The sequence below is a fragment of the Streptomyces sp. BBFR51 genome, from assembly GCF_044591655.1.
GTDB lineage: Bacteria > Actinomycetota > Actinomycetes > Streptomycetales > Streptomycetaceae > Streptomyces.
The window spans coordinates 6,689,375-6,706,341 of the sequence record NZ_CP172448.1 but is presented as its reverse complement, the minus strand read 5'-3'; the positions used below and the strand labels follow the sequence as shown (position 1 = coordinate 6,706,341).

Here is a 16,967-nt window from a genome sequence, read left to right as displayed (position 1 = left end):
GTATGGTCTGTACGGCTGGTCTGTACGGCCGCGCCGTTGCGCCGCCGATGACAGGGGGATGCCCCGAGGGCTGGACGGCGGGCTTGCAGGAATCCTGCACTCCTGTGGAAGGCCCGTCGGCCCCGGTGTCCGTGCGCCCCTCGCTGCTTCCGTGCGCCCGCGCCTCCACCCCTGACTCCCAAGTGCGACCGTAGAACAGTGGTTCGCATCACACCTTTGCCAAAACCGGGGGAAGAAGCGCACCCATCGGGGGAGACGGTGGACCTTCTCGTTCTGGGACCTCTTGAGCTCTGGCACGACCAGCGGCAGCACGAACTCGGATCGCTGAAGGAACGCTGTGTGCTGGCCGTGCTGCTGCACGCACGGGGTGAACCGGTCACGGTGGACACGCTGGTGGACCGGGTCTGGGACGGTGAGCCGCCCCCGTCGGCGGTGGACACGCTGCACACCTACCTCTCCCGGCTGCGTGGCCGGCTGCGCCGCGCTGTCGGCGACGACATGGCACGGGTGGCCCGGCCGTCCTCCAGGCTGTACCAACTGCGCGCCGACCCGAACGACATCGACCTGCTGCGGTTCGGCCGCCTGCGCTCGCGGGCACTGGCCGCGGCCGCCCGGGACGAACGCGAACTGGCCATCGGGCTGCTGCGCACCGCCGAGGCCCTGTGGCGCGGGGAGCCGCTGGCCGAGTTCGCCGACAACTCCTGGGCGCAGTCGGCGCGGGTGCGGCTGGCCGAGGACCACCGCCGGGTACGTGAGGAACGCATCGGTCTGGAAATGGAGTTGGGCCGCCACGCGGACCTGGTGGGCGAACTTCAGGAACTCGCCTCGCAGAACCCGTTCGCGCAGCGGGTGATCGGCTCCCTGATGCTGGTGCTCTACCGCTCGGGCCGCCACGACGAGGCGCTCGCCGTCTTCCGGGACACCCGCACACGGCTGCACCGCAGTCAGGGCATCGAGCCGACCGCGGAGCTCCAGCAGCTTCATCTGCGCATGCTCGAACAGGATCACGACCTCCTGCGGACCGGGACCGAGACCGCGCCCACCGCTCGCCTCGCGCCGCCCGTCTCGCCGACCACTCCCCCAGCTCTCCCCACTCCCGCCGCGCAGGTGGGGCCCCGCAACTGCCTGCCGCGCGACATCCCGGACTTCGTCGGGCGTGCGGGCGAGCTGCGGATTCTCCTCGCCGAAGCCGCGTCCTCACCCCCATCCGCGGCCTCGGCCTCCGCCTCGGCCGGCAACGGTGCGAGCACCGCGCTGCCGGTCACCGTGATCCACGGGATGCCCGGCATCGGCAAGACGGCCCTCGCGGTGCACGCGGCGCACCAGTTGGGCCCGGTCTATCCGGACGCCCAGCTCTACGTCGACCTGCGCGGATACAGCGGTCAGCAGCCGCTGGAGGCGGCCGACGCCCTGGGCGTCCTGCTGCACACCGCCGGTTGGCAGGGTGAACTGCCGGCAACTGCGGACGAACGCGCCACCAGGTGGCGGGAGTGGACCGCCAGGCGTCGTGCGCTGGTGGTCCTGGACAACGTACGGGACGCCGCCCAGGTCGCCCCGCTGCTGCCCGGCTCCCCCGCCTGCCGTGTCCTCGTGACGACACGAACCCGGCTCGCAGGGCTGGACGGAGCCGCGTCGCTGTTCCTGGACACCTTGTCGGGTCAGGAGGCGGCGTCCCTCTTCACCCGGATCGTCGGCGCCTCCAGAGTGGCCGCCGAGCCGGAGAACCTGCGGCAGATCGCGGAAGCGTGTGCGTGCCACCCCCTGGCCCTGCAGGTACTGGCGAGCCGCTTCCGCCACCGGGACGCGTGGGACCTGCAGCATCTGCTCGACCGGCTGACGCAGGCGAGCCGGCCACTCCAGGAGTTCGACGCGCTGATCAGTGCCGTCTTCCGCTTCTCGTATGCGGAACTCGACGCTCCCGCACAGGCGTTGTTCCGCCTGCTGGCCCTGCATCCCGGCCCGGACCTCACCCTGCCCGCGGCCGCCGCGCTGACCGGCCCGGCCTTCGCCGAGGAGCACCTACTGCTGGAAGGGTGCATCGAGGAACTCCTCGACTCCAGCCTCCTGGAGGAGTCGGTACTCGGGCGCTACCGCCTGCACGACCTCACCCGCTCCTACGCCGTCCAGGTCGGTCTGGACACGGACGCCGAACCATTGCGGCGGGCCGCGACCGGCCGTCTCGCCGCCCACTATCTGGCCACGGCGCACCAGGCCGACCGGCTGACCCGCCCCCACCGCCGCGCGTTTGCCCTGCTGCTGCCCCGGGAGGCCGAGTCGCTGCCCGGCCCCGCTCTCGCCGACGCCGACGAGGCCTCGGTGTGGCTGACCGTGGAACGCGCCAATCTCACGGCGGTCGCGCGGATGGCCGCCGCGAGGCATCCGGAGTACGCGGCGCTCTACCCGCGCGTCCTGGCGAGGAGCCTCAAGCTGTGGGGTGCCTGGGGCGTCGCCTGCGAACTCTTCGAGGCGGCACTGCCCGTGCTGCGGGCGTCGGGCAACCGCGCCCTGCTCGCCCAGACCCTGACGGACCGGGCGGATCTCCTGGCGCAGCTCAATCACGGCGAGGCCCTGGACTGTGCGACCGAAGCCCTCTCGATCCACGGGGAACTGCACGACGCGCACGGCCGCGCCGACGCGCTGTTCCAGTCCGGCCGGGCTCGGCTGGCGGCGGGCCACGGCGACGCCGCGCTGCCCATCCTGGAACAGGCGCGCACGCTCTACGGCAGCGTCGGCGACCCCGCCGGGGAGGCCGACTGCCTCAACGTGCAGGGAGCGGCCCTGGCCTACGCGGGGAAGTACGACGAGGCGCTGGCCAAAGTCCAGCGGATGGAGGCGATCTACGAAGGGCTGCCCGATCCGCACGGACTGGCCCAGGCCCTGAACAACCGGGGTGAGCTGCACTTCCTCCAGGGACGCTACGCGGACGCCCGCGACTGCTACGAGCGCTCACTGGTGCTGATGCGGCGGTGGGGCGGCCGGGTCGACCTGGCGATTCTGTCGACGAATCTGGGTGCCGTGCACCAAGCCGTGGGCCGCACGGGGGAGGCGCTCACCCACTTCGAGCGGGCACTCGCCGCCCACCGTGCCAGCGGCGACGGGCTGGGAGAGGCCGACGCCCTGATCCGTACGGGGACGGCCTACGCCGAGTCGGGTCGCCACGGCGAGGCCCTGCTGCACTTCACGATGGCGGAACGCGTCGCCGTCGGCATAGACAACCCGTTCGAGAGATTGCGTGCGTTGATCGGCGCGGCGGACGTCCAGCGCGAGTCGGGGCGGCTCGATCTCGCGTCGAAGGGCTACGAGCGGGCTCTGGAGGTAGCGGAGCGGATCCACTACGTCCTGGGTTCCGCCCAGGCGCTGGCGGGACTGGCCCGGGCGACGGCGCTGTCCCACCGCCCTACGGGCCTCGCTGACGGATACGGCGCACGGGCCGCCGCCCATTACCGCTCCCTGGGCGCGGAGACAGAGGCGGCGGACCTGCTCCGGTTCCTGGCAAGGCAACGGACGTCGACCGGCACCTGAGCCCTGTACGGGCCCGGGAGCCGCCTCGACGGCTCCCCCGTCAGCTGACCAGACCACTCTCGACGACCCACATCCAGCGGGTCACCACCAGCGCCATGAAGGCGGCGCCCGGGACGGCGAGGGCAGCGTGGACGAAAGAGTTGCGCTTCACTGTGCTCGTGCTCCTTGTACTTGTATGCCTGACACACCGACGCGCATGATCACGCCGACGGGCACACAACGTAGTGGGAACAACACGCTCACGGGCCGGAACCGAAGAATTGATCACATCATCCTTCCAGGGGCCCGCCATCGTCAGACGGCAACCACGTGCACGTCCGGCGGTGCCAACACCGCCAGGTACGCACGGATGTCCTCCGGGTCACTGGTGAAGATCACCGCACTGCCGTGCCGGACCGCCGCCAGGGCCACCCAGGCATCGACCGCGTCCGGCCGCTTCTTCGCCGGGAGGGCGGCCTGCCCCAGCGCAGTGCCGATGCGCCGCCAGTCGACCAGGTCCGGGCCCGTGGCACAGGCCACGCACTCCGGACGGCCCGCTTTCGTCTCCCGCATCGGCGGCTCGGACGTACGTGCCCGAGGCACGGTGCAGTCCTTGAGCACCCCGGACAAGGAGTGCACCAGCGCCGGACGGGGGCGCCAGACCTGGGCGAGCACCGGGCCAAGCACCAACGCTCGGTGCGGAGCCGCTCGCAGCCCATGATGGAGTGCCACCGCCTTCGCCTTGCGATCGGCGAGCGCGATGAGCATGCCGGTGTCATAGACCGGCACTCGAGCGCTCACGCCGCGTGCCCCGGCCGCCGACCCTGCTGGTCCCGGCCGTGAACGAGCCCGACGGCCTCCTCGACCTCGCGGCGCTCCTGCTCCGTCAGATCCATCGACACCGCAGCGGGCTCCTCGGGCAGGTCGGCCGCTTCCCGCTCCGCCCGGGCGATCAGGGCATCCACCCCGGCGAACTGTTCCTCTATGGCATCGCTCTCAGCCATTTGCCGGGTGGCGGCATGCACCAGGTACGCCGAGACATCCATGCCTGACCACTCCGCGTGCTGTCTGATGCGCTCGGCCTGCGCCGGCTCCAGGCTGATGCTGATACGGATCTTTGCCATGCAACGACCGTATGACACGTATTACGGAGGAGCAAGCGGGCACGGCAAGACAGAGTTCGCCCGCCCGTGGCACCGACGAACGTGCGGGCATACGCTGTATGGCCTGAACAGCACGCAGAGAGTCCGCAGACAGCGACTGGAGAAGCCCTGTGGAAGCGGAACTCATGGCACTGATCGGGACCGGAGCGACCACGGTGGTAGGCCTCATGGTCACTGACGCGTGGGGGCAGGTGAAGCACCGAGTGGTCGGGCTCTTCGCCTCCGACAGCGACGCCGACTCCGTTGCCGGAGAGCTGGAAGAGTCTCGCACCGCCCTGGTCACGGCCGACGAAACCACCGACGAGGAGGACCTCAGGTCCGACCTGACGGCCTCGGTGCGGCTCCGACTCCGCCGCCTGCTCGAACAGGATCCCGGCGCGTCCGAGGAACTCCAGCGTCTCGTCGATGAGTTCGCCCCCACCACCCGGCCCGATTCACCGGATCCTGTGCACAACAGCATCACCGGTGGTAGACAAAGCGGCCCCGTACTCCAGGGACACACCTTTACAAATCTGACATTCCACACCGCCGGGGGTACAGCACAGGATCAGACCGACTGAGATCCTCAAGCAGGCGTCAGCCTGAGAGAGATGCTGTTGATGCAGTACCGCTGGTCGGTCGGGGTCGCGTATCCCTCGCCCTCGAACACGTGACCGAGGTGCGAGCCGCACCGGGCGCAGCGCACCTCCGTGCGGACCATGCCGTGGGAGCGGTCCTCGATCAGCTCGACCGCGTCGGTGTCCTTCGGGTCGAAGAAGGACGGCCAGCCGCAGTGCGACTCGAACTTGGTCGTGGAGGTGAACAGCTCCGCGCCGCAGGCACGGCAGGAGTAGACGCCCTCGGTCTTGGTGTCGGTGTACTCACCGGTGAAGGCCGGTTCCGTGCCGGCCTGGCGCAGTACGGCGTACTCGGCCGGGGCCAGCTCCGCCCGCCACTGCTCGTCCGGCTTCTCAACGTCGTACGACATGAGTCTCAGCCCCTTACCTGTCCGTGTCCGTGCTCGAAAGCTGGTCGAGGATGCGCGGTCCGAGGTCGGTGACGTCGCCCGCGCCCATGGTGAGAACGAGATCACCGGCCTTCGCCATTCCCGCGACCACGACGGGCGCCCCGTCCTTGTCGTGGACCGGTGTGACGTCGGCGCCCGCGGCCCTGGCCGCCTCGATGATCAGCTCGCTGGTGATGCCCGGGATCGGGTCCTCACGGGCCGGGTAGATGTCGAGGACGACCGAGGCGTCCGCCAGCGCCAGCGCCTGGCCCATCTCCTTGCCCAGCTCCTGGGTGCGGGAGAAGAGGTGCGGCTGGAAGAGGACCAGGATGCGGGCGTCGCCGACCGCGGCGCGCATGGCCTCCAGGTCGGCGGTCATCTCGGTGGGGTGGTGCGCGTAGGAGTCGACGACCTGGACACCGGCCGCCTCGCCCTTGAGCTGGAGGCGCCGCTTGACGCCCGTGTAGGCGGCCAGCGCGGGGGCCAGCTCGGCGGCGGGGATGCCGAGGGCGGCGCCCGCGGCGAGGGCGGCGACCGCGTTGTGGGCGTAGTGGCGGCCGGGGACGGAGACGGCGAAGGTCAGTTCGGTGCCGTCCAGGACGACGGTGACCTCGCTCTTCAGTCCCTGCGGGACGACGGAGAGGATGCGCACGTCGGCGTCCTCGGACTCCCCGTAGGTCACCGTCCGCACGGTGCCGGTCAGCCGCCGGGTCAGCTCGCGGGCGCCCGCCTGGTCGGCGGCGATCACCAGGGTGCCGCCGGGGGTGATCTGGTCGGCGAAGGTCTCGAAGGACTCGTAGATCTCGTCCATCGACGCGTAGTTGGCGTGATGGTCCAGCTCCACGTTGAGGACGATGGCGACCTCGGGCGCGTACTTGTGGAAGCTGCGGTCGCTTTCGTCGGCCTCGGCGACGAAGACCTCCCCGTCGCCGTGCAGGGCGTTGGAGCCGGGCGCGTCCAGGTCGCCGCCGATCGCGTACGACGGGTTCAGGCCCAGCTCGGACAGGGAGACCGCCAGCATCGAGGTGGTGGTCGTCTTGCCGTGGGTGCCGGCGACGGCGATCGGGCGCAGGCCGTGCATCAGGGCGGCGAGGGCGTCGGAGCGGTGCACGACCGGAACGCCCAGCTCGGCGGCGCGGGCCAGCTCCGGGTTGTCCTCGCGGATCGCCGACGACACGACCACGCAGCTCGCGTCGTCGGCGAGGTGCTCCGCCGCGTGGCCGATGTGCACGGTGGCGCCCAGCGCGCGCAGCGCCCCGGCGGTCGCGGACTCCTTGGCGTCGCTGCCCGCCACCTCGGCGCCGCGCTGGGCGAGGATCTTGGCGATACCCGACATTCCGGCGCCGCCGATGCCGATGAAGTGCGGTCGTTCCATGGCGGTAGGAAGGCCGGGTGCCATGCGCTGTTCTCCCCAGAGGTGCGACGGGTGGTGCGAGAGGTGGTGCGCCGGTGGGCGCGCCCCCTGCGCGGGAGCGCGGCCCTGCTCTGCCGGCGGGCCGGCCCCAGCCTAAGCCTTGCTGTGGGAGAACAGTTTCAGGACCGGTACGCCGACCTTGTGCCGGGCCCGTGAGGCCCAGTCCCGGTGGAAGAACTCCTCCACATAGTGCGGATCGGTCAGGACGATCACCTCGTCGGCCCCGGTCTGCATGGCCAGGTCCTTCAACTCGTCCAGCGGGTGGTCCTCGATCAGCCTGCCCTCGGCCCGGGCGCCGGACGCCCGCAGGGCGGTGAGGGAGACCTCCAGGGCCCGCTCTCCGACGCTCTGCGCCTCCTGGCCCTCCGGAGTCTCCCCCTCCCGTACGGCGTCGTCGAGCTCGCCGAGCGCGACGTCGTCGATGGCCCGCAGCAGCCGGTCGGCCTGATCGCCGCGCGGCTGGAGCAGCACGTGGAAGGCGACCTGCTCGTCCCCGTGCAAGGTGGTGACGAACTCCACGTCGGCGGACGTCAGGGCCTTCTCGATCATCAAAACGCTTGTGAACACCAGGCGCCCCTTCTCCTTCGAGGGCCCGTGGGCCCACCCTCCGTAGGCCGTACCGGACCCTGCGGAAACCATCCTGCCCCGTGATCTCACGGGTACTGCCGGATTCAGTGTGCCCGGCGCGGACTAAACGGAACGGAAGATTCCGCCGATTCCCGGATGCGCGGTAACGACCGAACCCCTGTCCGGTCGCCGCCGCCCGCCCGGGCCCGGGATCGTCCTAGTCGCGCCGGTACCGGCTGAAGAGGAAACCTTCCTCCTCCAACAGGGACGCCAGTGCGAACCGCCGCGGAACCTCGACCGAGGGCCCGCCCGCGATCCGCTGCGCGTCCCCCGCGGTGAGCATCGGGGAGACGGTCAGGCACAGCTCGTCGAGCACGCCGGCCGTGACGAACTGCCCGAGCAGCCGCGGACCGCCCTCGGTCAGCAGCCGGGTGTGACCGAGCCCGGCGAGCGCCCGCAGGGCACGGGCGGGGTCCACGCCGACGCCGTCACCGGCGACGACCACCCGCGCGCCCGCCTTCTCGGCGGCCGCGACCCGGTCGGGGGCCGCGGCGGCTCCGGTCAGGATCAGGGTGGGCACGAGCGGGGAGGTGAACAGCGGCAGCGAGAAGTCCAGCTCGAGGCTCGCGCTGACCACCGCGATCACCGGCACGGGGCCCTGTCCGGCGGCCCGCCGCGCCTCGGCGAAGTCCGCCCGCGCGCGTGCCGGACGGTACCCCTCCTGCCGTACGGTCTCGGCGCCGGCGATCACGACGTCCGCCAGGGCGCGCAGGGTGCCGAAGACACGCATGTCGGTCGCGCTGGAGATGGGCTGGGAGCGGCCGTCGTGCTGGGCGGCGCCGTCGAGGGTGGAGACCATGTTGGCCCGCAGCCACGTCCGGCGCCGACCGTCCGGCTCGGGATAGGCGTAGGCGGCGGCCAGCTCGGCCGGGCTCCACTCCCGGTCGGTCCCGTCGGAGCCCGGGACGCCGGCTGTCTGATCGGTCACAGGGGTCACGGGGAACAGGCGTCGCATGCCGTGCAGTGTTCCACGCGCCCGGCACCCGAACCCCGCGGCTGTACGGCGCCCGGTCGCGGGCGATCCCCTCTCCCCCGGTGCCGGACGGGCCCGGCAGGCACCCGTACGACCATGGGCTCCCGCCTGGCAGGGCCTACCATGGACCCCCGTGTCCTCTGCCTCCCCCTCCCCCGGTTCCCCTCCCTCCGGCCGCTCTCCGATATCCGGGACGGCCGCGCCGGCCGTGCCCTCCCTGTGCGCCCGCGAGCCCCGCGTCCCCGCGGACCGCCTGGTCGCCGAGATGGTGCCGCCGCCGCGCTTCGACTCGGTCCGCTTCGGCACGTACATCCCGGACCCGAACCAGCCCAGCCAGCGCGAGGCCGTACGGGTCCTGGAGGACTTCGCGACCGGACTGGGCGAGGTACCCGGCACGGCCACCGGCAGGCGCGGCTTCTTCGGTTTCGGCCGGAGCCGGGCGCCGAAGCCGCCCACGGGCCCCCGCGGCGTCTACCTCGACGGCGGCTACGGCGTCGGCAAGACCCACCTGCTGGCCTCCCTGTGGCACGCCACCCCCGCCGAGCCCTCCCGCAAGGCCTTCGGCACCTTCGTGGAGCTGACCAACCTCGTCGGCGCCCTCGGCTTCCAGCAGACCGTGCAGACCCTGTCCGGCCACCGTCTGCTGTGCATCGACGAGTTCGAGCTGGACGACCCCGGCGACACCGTCCTCGTCTCCAGCCTGCTCGCCCGGCTCGTGGAGGCGGGCGTGGCACTGGCCGCCACCTCCAACACGCTGCCCGGCAAGCTCGGCGAGGGCCGGTTCGCGTCGGTGGACTTCCTGCGCGAGATCCAGGGCCTGTCCGCGCACTTCCGCGCCCTGCGCATCGACGGCGAGGACTACCGCCACCGAGGTCTGCCCGAGGCCCCGGCGCCGTACTCCGACGAGCAGGTGACCCGCGCGGCGCGGGCCACCGACGGCGCCTCCCTGGACGACTTCCCCGCCCTCCTCGACCACCTCGCCCGCGTCCACCCCAGCCGCTACGGCGCGCTGACCGACGGCCTCGCGGCGGTGTGCCTCACCGGGGTGCGTCCGGTGCCGGACCAGTCGACGGCGCTGCGGCTGGTGGTGCTCGCGGACCGGCTCTACGACCGTGAGGTGCCCGTGCTGGCCTCCGGGCAGCCCTTCGCCCGCCTCTTCAGCGAGGAGATGCTGAAGGGCGGGTACCGCAAGAAGTACTTCCGGGCGATCTCCCGGCTCACCGCGCTGGCGCGGGACGCGGCACGGCTCGTCGACGCGCCCTGACACTCGCCCCGATCCTCGCCTCCCTAAAGGGGGAAGGGGATTCCTGGCTCAGGCTGCCTCCTGGAGCGGCGCTCCAGGAGGTCTTCCGCCTTCGGCACCAGCCGGGTTGAGACCAGCCCGGACGAGCATGACGCGTGCGGAGTTCTTGTCCCTGGGGGACGCGGTTCCGCAGGCGGTGCAGGTGTGGGTGCGCTCACCCAGCGGCAGTGCGTGCTTGGCTCTCGCTCCGCACTGCGCGCACGGATGACCTGCTGCTGAGGAACCGACAGGACACTGCATCGTCCCGGACCCCACGGAAGACCGTACGTACGACAGCCGCACAAGCACCCGGCGATCCCGCGACCGCCCCCACCAGCGAGTACAGGCACACACGGTCTCATCGCGTCGGCGCAGCACCGTAGTCACGGGGTTCCCAGAGAAGGCGCAGGAGCATCCGGTCGAGCGGTGACACGAGCTACACGCGTGGTTCCCGGGACTCCTGGCAGGTGATAGACACGGCGGGGTCGCAATCCTGTCCGCCAGCAGGAAGGTCACCCCATGTCCATGTCCAGTCGCGCGGCGACTCGACGCCAGGTGCTCGCCCGTACCGGAGCCCTGGGCGCAGGCATCGCCTTCACCGGCGCCCTCTCCGAACTCTTCGCCGGCACCGCCGCCGCCCAGTCCCTGGGCCACACCGGCTACGGCCCCCTCGTCCCCGACCCCGACGGGCTGCTCGACCTGCCCAAGGGCTTCCGCTACCGGGTGCTGTCCCGCGAGGGCGACGAGCTGCGCTCCGGCGAGGGAAAGGTGCCGTCCAACCACGACGGCATGTCGGCCTTCCCGGGCCGTTCCTCCGGCAGACACCGCACCGTCCACCTCGTCCGCAACCACGAGAACCGCGCCGACGGCCGTGTCCCGGTCCCGACGGTCAAGGGCCTGACGTACGACCCGGAGGGCAAGGGCGGCTGTACGGCGCTGGAGCTGGACTCCCGCAACCACGTCCTGTCCGAGCGCGTCGGCATCGCCGGTACGGCCGTCAACTGCGCGGGCGGGCCCACGCCCTGGCACACGTGGCTGACCTGCGAGGAGACCGAGGACAAGGCCGGTACCAACGGCTACACCAAGGACCACGGCTTCATCTTCGAGGTCGACCCGGTCGACCCGCACCGCACCGGGGCGGTGCCGCTGACCGCGATGGGCCGCTTCCAGCACGAGGCGATCGCCGTGGATCCGCGGCGGGGCGTCGTGTACGAGACGGAGGACGCCTTCGAGCGGCCCTTCGGCCTCTTCTACCGCTTCCTCCCCGAGAAGCCGCTGGGCGGCAGGGGCTCGTTGCGGGCGGGCGGCAGGCTCCAGGCGATGCGGGTGCCCGGCGTGCCCGACCTGTCCTCGATCCAGGAGACGGGCGCCACCTTCGACGGCATCGAGTGGGTGGACGTACCCGACCCGCTGGCCGCCGAGACGCCCATCCGCTTCCAGGACTTCGGCCGGGGCGGCATCACCCACGCGCAGAAGCTGGAGGGCTGCTACTGGGGCGGGCACAGCGTGTACTTCGTGTCGTCGTTCGCCCACAGCGACGAGGGCTCGGCCGCCGACCACTACGGCCAGATCTGGCGCTACGACCCCGAGCGGCGCCGCCTGACCCTGGTGATCGTCTTCGGCCCGGACACCGACGTGCAGCTGCCGGGCGAGTCTCCGGACAACATCTGTCTCGCCCCCAGCGGCGGCCTCATGGTCTGCGAGGACGGCAACGGCGCGCAGCACGTCTTCGGTGTGACCCGGCGCGGCGAGGTGTACGCCATGGCCCGCGGCGCCCAGAACATCGGTACGCAGGAGGAGCCCGAATGGGGCGAGTTCGCGGGGGTCACCTTCTCCCCCGACGGCGACACGATGTACGTCAACTGCTACACGCCCGGCACGACCTTCGCGGTGACCGGGCCCTGGCGCAGGTAGCGCCGTCGTAGGCGCGTCCGGGGGCGCACCGCCGGGACACTGAAGCCGGGGCAACGGGGTACTCGGCCCGCATGACTCAGAACGTGCAGGTCAACGGCTCGTACTGGCTTCAGACGGCACCGGGCGGTGCGCCCCGCCCCGCGCTCGCGGACGACGTGGAGGTCGACGTCGCCGTGATCGGCGCCGGTGTCGCCGGGCTCAGCGCGGCCTGGGAACTGGCGCGGGCCGGGCGCCGCGTGGCGGTGCTGGAGGCCGGCCGGGTCGCGGCCGGCGTCACCGGCCACACCAGTGCGAAGCTGACCGCCCTGCACACCCTGATCTACGACCGGCTGCGCCGCACCCGCGGCCCCGAGGGCGCCCGCCTGTACGCCCGCTCGCAGTCCGAGGCGATCGAGCACGCCGCCGGGATCGTCGCCGAGCTGGGCATCGACTGCGACTGGGAGACCCGCAGCGCGTACACGTACGTCCGCGACCCGGGCCGCGTGGACGAGCTGCGCGCCGAGGCGGCCGCGGCGAAGGAGGCGGGGCTGCCGGCGTCGTTCGAGACGGAGACCGGGCTGCCGTTCCCGGTCGCGGGCGCCGTCAGGGTGAGCGGGCAGGCCCAGTTCCATCCGCGCAAGTATCTGCTGGCCCTCGCCGAGGACCTGGAGGCACGGGGCGGGCGGATCTTCGAGGACACCACGGTCCACGGTCTGGACGAGGGCACGCCCTGCCGCGTGTCGACGGACACGGGGGCGACCGTCACCGCCCGGGACGTCGTGGTGGCCACGCACTACCCGGTCTTCGACCGGGCGCTGCTCTTCGCCCGTCTCTCCCCGCGCCGCGAGCTGGTCGTCGCCGGGAGCGTCGACGCCGGCCGGGACGTCGACGGCATGTACATCACGCCGGAGGAGAACACCCGCTCGGTGCGCACGGCACCGCTGGAGGAGACGGGCCGGCGGCTGCTCGTCGTCACCGGGGAGCACTTCACGCCGGGCACCGGCGACACCCGGGAGCGCTTCGACCGCCTGGCCGCCTGGGCGACGGAGCACTTCCCCGGCGTGGACCTCACGCACGCCTGGGCCACGCAGGACATCGACCCCACCGACACCGTGCCGATGGTGGGCCCGCTGCACCCGGGCGCGCACCACACGTACGTCGCCACCGGCTTCGGCGGCTGGGGGCTGAGCGGCGGCATGATGGCGGGCCGGCTGCTCACCGCGCAGATCACCGGCGAGGAGTGCGCCTGGAGTGCGCTGTACGACCCGCGCCGGCTGCGCACGGCGGTGCGCGAGGCACCGGCGCTGCTCAAGACGCAGGCCGAGGTCGCCCGGCACTTCGTCGGCGACCGGCTGCGGCCCGCCCCGCCGGTGGCCGCGCTGCCGCCGGGCGAGGGCGCGGTGGTCCGGGCGGGCGGCGACCGGCTCGCGGTCTACCGGGACGAGGCGGGCGCACTGCACGCCGTCTCGGCGCGCTGCACCCACCTGGGCTGTCTGGTCGCCTTCAACGGGGCCGAGCGGGCCTGGGAGTGCCCCTGCCACGGTTCCCGCTTCGGCACGGACGGCAAGGTGATCGAGGGCCCGGCGACGAAGCCGCTGGAGCAGCGGGACATCTGAACCGTCCCCGGCCCGCCCCCGCCTGACCCGGGAGGGTGACCCCTCGGGCACGTCGCACCGCATAGTCATACAAACAAGACACCGCACTCATACGTTCGTACGATGATCACTCTCGTGCGACGCGTACGACGCGCCACCGCCCTGTGCGCCCTGGGCACCGCCCTCGCCGCCTGCGGCACCACCGAGGCACCGCAGGCCCCCCGGCCGGCGCCGTCCGCGCCCTCCGCCGCCCCGTCGAAGCCGGCCTCCTCCCGGCCCCCGACCCTCGCCCCCGGCCCCGCCGGGCTGACCCCCGTCTTCGAGCACGGCCCGCGCGGGGACGGCAAGACGGTCGCGCTCACCTTCGACGCCGACATGACCGCCGACCAGGGGCCGCGGGCGGCGTCGGGCGAACGGTTCGACAATCCCGAGCTGATCGCGACGCTGCGGAAGCTGAAGGTGCCGGCCACCGTGTTCATGACCGGCCGGTGGGCCGAGGAGTACCCGGACGAGGCCCGCTCCATCGGCCGGGACCCGCGGTTCGAGATCGCCAACCACTCCTACAGCCACTACGCCTACACCGACGACTGCTACGGCCTGCCGTCCGTGTCCAAGGAGCGGATGCGCTCGGACCTGGAGCGGGCGTACACGGCGTTCGAGAAGGCCGGGGTGCCGAACCCGATGCCGTACTTCCGCTTCCCCGGCGGCTGTTACGACAAGTCGGTCCTCAAGGAGCTGGCCGCCACCGGCGTCACCGCCGTGCAGTGGGACGTGGTGAGCGGCGACGCGTTCGCGACGGACGCCGACGCGGTGACCCGGCAGGTGCTGGACGGGGTGCGGCCGGGTTCGGTCGTGGTCATGCACTGCACACGCAGCGCCGCCCCGGTGACCGAGGAGGTGGTACGGGCCGTCGTGCCCGAGCTGCGCCGCCAGGGGTACCGCTTCGTAAAGGTCTCGGAGCTGGTCGGCGCCACGAACGGCCGCCGCTGACGGGCTCCCCCGCCCCGCTCACTGTGCGCCGGTGTCGGGAGCCGGGAGGGCACCGCTGTCGATCTGGGTGAGGGCCGACGCGCCGCCGTCCACGACGTGGACACCACCGGTCATCCAGGAAGACGCGTCGGAAGCCAGCAGGAGGGCCAACCCCGCGAGGTCGTCGGGCCGGCCCCAGCGCCGCATCGGGATGGAGTCCTCCCACGCGGCCACGGCGGCAGCGGGCCTCGGACCCGCGCCACCGATGTTGGTGACCACCGGCCCCGGTGCCAGGGCGTTGACCCGCACGCCGAAGCGGGCGAGTTCCAGCGCGGCCTGGCGGACCAGACCGACCACGGCGGACTTCGACGCGACGTAGGGGTAACTGACGCGGGGCTCCGCGCGCAGGCCCGCCGTGGATGCGGTGACGACGATGCTTCCGGACCCCTGCCGCTTCATGACCCGGGCGGACTGCTGGAGGCAGTGGAAGAGGCCGTCCAGGTTCACGTCCATGACCCGTCGCCATTGCTCGAACGACAGCTCGTCGATCGCGCCGCCGGGCTGGAGCAGGGACGGCACGCCGTTGACGCCCGCGTTCAGGAACGCGACGTCGAGGCGGCCGGAAGCCGCGACGGCGTCGTCCACGAGGGCACGGACCGCTTCCGGGTCCCGCACGTCGCACACGTGCGAGGCGACGGTCCCGGCCCCCGTCCCCCTCAGTTCCGCTGCCGCCGCGTGCACCGCGTCCGACACGTCCGCGAGATGCACCGTGGCTCCCTCGGCCACGCAGGCGCGGGCGACGGCGTGGCCGATGCCGCTCGCCGCGCCGGTGACCAGCACCACGTTTCCCTCGATGCCGAGAGTGTCCATTCGATCATTCTTCCCTTCGAATCAGCACGGTGCCGGCCGTCCCGTCGACGTCCGCCATGACTCCGGTGTGCATCGTCCGGGTGGTCTCCAGATCGGTCACCGCCGGAACGCGGAGGACGACGAGGCCGAGGGCGAGCTTGCTGTTCATGCGCGTGAACACGATGGCGCACGGTGCCGTGCCCTGCAGTTTGGCGAGGTGGAACTGCCCGGACCAGCCGGACGACCCCTTGGCGCCCGGCAGTACCAGCACCGTGCCGGCGACGCTCTGCCCGTGCTGGGGGTGGCGGCTCTCCACGATGGTGCCGGTCCTCGGGTCGATGCCGCCCCATCCCGACACCGGCGCGGTGCACAGCAGTACGGGTCCGCTCGCGCGGCCGGCGACGACACCGCGGCCCCGGAGCAGCTCAGGCATCGGGCCACCGGCCCTTCAGAGCCGCCGTGACACAGGTCTCCACACTGCCGAACCAGCCCTGTACGCCTGTGATCGCCGGCAGGTAGTGCGCCTGCTTCGCCGAGTCGGTGGCGAACACCTTCGTGCCGGGCGGCAGGAACTGCCCGATCGCCGGGCAGGTGTCGGAGAGCACGCGCCCGCCGGCCTTCTCGATGGTCGCGACGTACCCACTGCGTTCGGCCACGGTGCGCAGTGCCCTGGGGGTGAACACCCACAGAGTCGTGGAATCCGCGAGTCGGCGGCCGTCGAGCAGCCGGGCGACCTCACGGACCTGTTCCAGCGAGGCGTGGGGGCAGCCGATCATCACGAAGTCCACGTCGCGGTCGGTCGCGGTCCGGCACAGCGATGCCAGGGTCTCGGCACGTGCGGTGGCGTCGAAGACCGAGACCGCCGCGGGTTCCCGCCCGCCCAGTGCCTCTTCCACCGTCCGGGCCTCCGGTGTGACACCGGGGAGGTGGTACATCTCCACGTCGCCGGAGGAGGCGGCGGCCGCGCCGAACTGCTTGAGCCGCACCGGGGTCGGCACGCCTGCGGCGTGCGCGAGTCCCGGGCCGGTGAGGACCGGGACGGCTTCCTGCACCCGCTCCCCCACCCAGTAGCCGAGGAGGTTCCAGTCCTCGGTGGTGACGACCGGGTGCCGCACCTCGACCAGGTGCGTGGCCCGGCGGTGTCCGTCCAGGTGGTAGCCGCAGTAGGGGGTCCGGCCGGTCAGCATGGAGGCGGCCGAGGACTCCCGGCCCTCGGTGTTGGTGCGGGCGCCCAGTACGGAGTTGATGTACACCACCGCGGAGGACTCCATCCACGCGCAGTGCTCGCCGAACCGGGGCACGTTGCCCACCTGGTACGGCGTACAGGTCGAGAGCAGGTCGACGCCCCGCTCGGCGAGGTAGCTCTCGCTGTCGTTCATCGCGGCGGCGTCGGTGGGGGCGATGCCCTGGAGGTCCCACTGGTCGCGGTCGCGGGGCCCGATGAGCTGGCAGCTGTGCGCGCGGAACGGCGGGACATCGGCCTTCTCGTCGAGGTCGAGCGAGAACCGGGAGAACAGCGCGGCCGGGTCGGTGGTGCCGAGCACCCGGGCGTGCCGTGGGCCGAAGAGGTTGGCGCCGCACACGTTGTCGGTGTCGATGAGACGTTCCGCGCCCATCAACTCGCCGTAGCTCACGAGGAGTTCGAGGGCGGCGCGGACCGCCGGGCCCTGTTCGCCGGCCAGCATGCGTTCGTCGGCGGGGCTCAGCATCATGAGG

15 protein-coding genes and 1 pseudogene are annotated in these 16,967 nt (G+C 72.1%); 6 read left to right on the top strand and 10 right to left on the bottom strand.

Features of this window, described 5'->3' with window-relative positions:
* The first annotated feature begins 258 nt into the window (after window positions 1-258).
* On the top strand, window positions 259-3,522 hold the full coding sequence (locus ACGH7X_RS30650) for an AfsR/SARP family transcriptional regulator (protein WP_399891004.1): 3,264 nt from the start codon (window positions 259-261) through the stop codon (window positions 3,520-3,522).
* Between the two features lie 294 nt (window positions 3,523-3,816).
* On the opposite strand, the gene ACGH7X_RS30645 is transcribed toward ACGH7X_RS30650, so the two are convergent.
* Window positions 3,817-4,302 carry a hypothetical protein gene (locus tag ACGH7X_RS30645; protein ID WP_399891001.1) on the bottom strand — a complete coding sequence of 162 codons (486 nt, stop codon included), beginning with the start codon at window positions 4,300-4,302 and terminating at the stop codon, window positions 3,817-3,819.
* Window positions 4,299-4,625, bottom strand: a complete 327-nt coding sequence (locus ACGH7X_RS30640) for a hypothetical protein (protein WP_399890998.1) — start codon at window positions 4,623-4,625, stop codon at window positions 4,299-4,301. Before ACGH7X_RS30640 ends, ACGH7X_RS30645 begins: the two co-directional genes overlap by 4 nt.
* A gap of 149 nt (window positions 4,626-4,774) precedes the next feature.
* On the opposite strand from ACGH7X_RS30640, the gene ACGH7X_RS30635 reads away from it, so the two are divergent.
* Window positions 4,775-5,224: a hypothetical protein gene (locus ACGH7X_RS30635; protein ID WP_399890995.1), complete on the top strand. Its 450-nt coding sequence runs from the start codon at window positions 4,775-4,777 to the stop codon at window positions 5,222-5,224.
* A 5-nt stretch (window positions 5,225-5,229) separates the two neighbouring features.
* Here the strand turns inward: ACGH7X_RS30635 and msrB are convergent, their stop codons facing one another.
* The 4 genes from msrB to ACGH7X_RS30615 all read right to left on the bottom strand — a co-directional run bounded on the left by msrB (window position 5,230) and on the right by ACGH7X_RS30615 (window position 8,645).
* The gene (gene msrB, locus ACGH7X_RS30630) at window positions 5,230-5,631 is read right to left on the bottom strand and encodes a peptide-methionine (R)-S-oxide reductase MsrB (protein ID WP_399890992.1); all 402 of its coding nucleotides are present in this window, start codon (window positions 5,629-5,631) and stop codon (window positions 5,230-5,232) included.
* 13 nt (window positions 5,632-5,644) lie between these two features.
* A complete protein-coding gene (gene murC, locus ACGH7X_RS30625) occupies window positions 5,645-7,048 on the bottom strand; it encodes a UDP-N-acetylmuramate--L-alanine ligase (protein WP_399890990.1) in 1,404 nt (467 codons plus the stop codon).
* Window positions 7,049-7,156: 108 nt separating this feature from the next.
* Window positions 7,157-7,630: an indole-3-glycerol phosphate synthase gene (locus ACGH7X_RS30620; protein WP_399890987.1), complete on the bottom strand. Its 474-nt coding sequence runs from the start codon at window positions 7,628-7,630 to the stop codon at window positions 7,157-7,159.
* Between the two features lie 217 nt (window positions 7,631-7,847).
* Window positions 7,848-8,645 carry a pyrimidine reductase family protein gene (locus tag ACGH7X_RS30615; protein ID WP_399890984.1) on the bottom strand — a complete coding sequence of 266 codons (798 nt, stop codon included), beginning with the start codon at window positions 8,643-8,645 and terminating at the stop codon, window positions 7,848-7,850.
* Window positions 8,646-8,847: 202 nt separating this feature from the next.
* On the opposite strand from ACGH7X_RS30615, the gene zapE reads away from it, so the two are divergent.
* On the top strand, window positions 8,848-9,927 hold the full coding sequence (gene zapE / locus ACGH7X_RS30610) for a cell division protein ZapE (RefSeq protein WP_399897441.1): 1,080 nt from the start codon (window positions 8,848-8,850) through the stop codon (window positions 9,925-9,927).
* A 48-nt stretch (window positions 9,928-9,975) separates the two neighbouring features.
* On the opposite strand, the pseudogene ACGH7X_RS30605 reads toward zapE, so the two are convergent.
* A pseudogene (locus tag ACGH7X_RS30605) lies at window positions 9,976-10,167 on the bottom strand (zinc ribbon domain-containing protein); the annotation flags it as partial.
* Between the two features lie 297 nt (window positions 10,168-10,464).
* Here ACGH7X_RS30605 and ACGH7X_RS30600 point away from each other — a divergent pair.
* The 3 genes from ACGH7X_RS30600 (at window position 10,465) to ACGH7X_RS30590 (ending at window position 14,423) form a co-directional block, all read left to right on the top strand.
* Window positions 10,465-11,859 carry a PhoX family protein gene (locus tag ACGH7X_RS30600; protein WP_399890981.1) on the top strand — a complete coding sequence of 465 codons (1,395 nt, stop codon included), beginning with the start codon at window positions 10,465-10,467 and terminating at the stop codon, window positions 11,857-11,859.
* Window positions 11,860-11,930: 71 nt separating this feature from the next.
* A complete protein-coding gene (locus ACGH7X_RS30595) occupies window positions 11,931-13,454 on the top strand; it encodes an FAD-dependent oxidoreductase (protein WP_399890978.1) in 1,524 nt (507 codons plus the stop codon).
* Between the two features lie 102 nt (window positions 13,455-13,556).
* Window positions 13,557-14,423, top strand: a complete 867-nt coding sequence (locus tag ACGH7X_RS30590) for a polysaccharide deacetylase family protein (RefSeq protein WP_399890975.1) — start codon at window positions 13,557-13,559, stop codon at window positions 14,421-14,423.
* An 18-nt stretch (window positions 14,424-14,441) separates the two neighbouring features.
* Here the strand turns inward: ACGH7X_RS30590 and ACGH7X_RS30585 are convergent, their stop codons facing one another.
* The 3 genes from ACGH7X_RS30585 to ACGH7X_RS30575 are packed head-to-tail and all read right to left on the bottom strand — an operon-like array spanning window position 14,442 to window position 16,963.
* Window positions 14,442-15,272 (bottom strand): SDR family NAD(P)-dependent oxidoreductase, encoded by an 831-nt coding sequence (locus ACGH7X_RS30585; protein WP_399890972.1) that lies wholly within the window; start codon window positions 15,270-15,272, stop codon window positions 14,442-14,444.
* 4 nt (window positions 15,273-15,276) lie between these two features.
* On the bottom strand, window positions 15,277-15,684 hold the full coding sequence (locus tag ACGH7X_RS30580) for an aconitase X swivel domain-containing protein (RefSeq protein WP_399890969.1): 408 nt from the start codon (window positions 15,682-15,684) through the stop codon (window positions 15,277-15,279).
* Window positions 15,677-16,963 (bottom strand): aconitase X, encoded by a 1,287-nt coding sequence (locus ACGH7X_RS30575; protein ID WP_399890966.1) that lies wholly within the window; start codon window positions 16,961-16,963, stop codon window positions 15,677-15,679. Before ACGH7X_RS30575 ends, ACGH7X_RS30580 begins: the two co-directional genes overlap by 8 nt.
* Between the last annotated feature and the right edge of the window lie 4 nt (window positions 16,964-16,967).